This is a genomic window from Bradyrhizobium sp. Kon10 (assembly GCF_055807395.1).
This window is the reverse complement of the sequence record NZ_JBVVOZ010000082.1, coordinates 1-1,784: the sequence shown is the minus strand read 5'-3', so window position 1 is coordinate 1,784 and position 1,784 is coordinate 1. Positions and strand designations below refer to the sequence as shown.

Below are 1,784 nucleotides of genomic sequence, written 5' to 3'. Positions count from 1 at the left end.
TAGCTCGCTCGTGGGTCGGCTCACATGAAGCGTAGCGGAATGTGAGACGGGGTGGGGTGACGGTCTCTCCGCATCCACACTGCCCGTGTTGAGAGATCACCCCACCCCGCTCGCGCTGCGCGCGATCGACCCGCGAGCGAGCTACGCTCGTCTCGGACCCCTCCAGGGGAGGGTAAGCGGACTCGCACCATCTCCTCCCCGCCGCACTTCTGCGCTATACTCGCACCGGTAGCATCAGCGGGAGGGGTCATCCTGTGGAGCATGAGCACGCGAGCGCGAAGAATCTCGTCGTCTGCTGCGACGGCACCGGCAACGAGATCTCGGAGAACATCTCCAACGTCCTGAAGCTGTATCGCTGCCTGCGCAAGACCGACAGGACGCAGCCGCGGCAGATGGTGTTCTACGATCCCGGCGTCGGCACGGTGACGGAGCCGTCGACGTGGAATCGCTGGAAGGCCGACATCAACCTGGTGCTGGGGCTCGCCACCGGCTACGGGCTCGACGACAACGTGCTCGCGGCCTATCGCTTCCTGGTCGAGCATTACGCGCCCGGCGACAAGATCTATCTGTTCGGTTTTTCGCGCGGCGCCTACACGGTGCGCGTGCTGGCGGGGCTGATCCACAAAATCGGGCTGATCTCGCCGGAGCAGACCAATCTCGCAGGCTCAGGCCTCGTCGCCTACAAGCAATATTCCGGCACCGGGCGCGGCAACGACATCGAAGACCTCAAGAACATCGCCGTCGACGCCGACGGGCCGCTGCCGAAGGACCCCTTCGACCTCGCCGCGCAATTCGCGCGCATCACCTCGACGCGCTGGCCGACCATCCATTTCATCGGCGTGTGGGACACGGTGGCGAGCGTCATCGTGCCGCGGCGCGACAATTTGTTCTATGTGTTCAGCCTGGAGGAGCTCGCCTTCACGCTGCGCAATCCCAGCGTCAACATCTTCCGCCAGGCGATCGCGATCGACGAGCGGCGCTGCATGTTCCGCCTCAAAGAGTATGAGGAGCCGCAGGAGTTCTGGAGCCACCGCTACGTGCCCGACGAAAAGAAGGTGCCGCAGGACATTCTTCAGGTGTGGTTCGCCGGCGTGCATTGCGACGTGGGCGGCGGCTATCCGGAAGCCGAGAGCGGGGAGTCCAAATATCCGCTGCTCTGGATGATCGAGGAGGCGACCAAGGCCGGCCTCAACTTCAACCCGCGCACGGTGAACCAGCTGGCCTGGGGCATCCAGCGCAGGAACAGCCCGTTCAGTTATGTCGCGCCGTGCTACACCGGCACGGCGGGCGCGCTGCACGATTCCATGAGCGCGGCCTGGCGCCTGCTGGAATTTCTGCCGAAGAGCGCGAAGTACAAGGAATGGCCGACGCGAAAGGTGGTGCTCGGCTTCTACATCCCCGACTGCGAACCGCGCGTCATTCCCGACGGCGCGCATGTGCATGAGAGCGTGCTGAAGCGGATGGCGGTGGAGCCGGCGTATCGGCCGGTGAATTTGCCGAAGGATTATGTGACCGTGCCGATGCCGGTGGCGCCGGGCTCTGGTGCCGAGGCGGACACTGAGGCCGGGGAGATCGTGACGGCCGGAGTGCTTCCACCCTCCCCTGGAGGGGGAGGGTCGGCGCACATTGAGCATAGCGAAATGTGAGCCGGGGTGGGGTGACGGTCTCTCCGCGACGAACAGTGCCCGAGTGGAGAGATCACCCCACCCCGCTCGCGCTCCGCGCGATCGACCCTCCCCCTCCAGGGGGGGTAAGCCCCCACCGCGCTACCTCCGCTTTCCGCA

At 65.2% G+C, this 1,784-nt stretch carries 1 protein-coding gene; it reads left to right on the top strand.

What is annotated here, in order from left to right:
* Window positions 1-254: 254 nt before the first annotated feature.
* Window positions 255-1,646 carry a T6SS phospholipase effector Tle1-like catalytic domain-containing protein gene (locus tag AC0L2O_RS36095; RefSeq protein WP_473373108.1) on the top strand — a complete coding sequence of 464 codons (1,392 nt, stop codon included), beginning with the start codon at window positions 255-257 and terminating at the stop codon, window positions 1,644-1,646.
* Window positions 1,647-1,784: the final 138 nt, after the last annotated feature.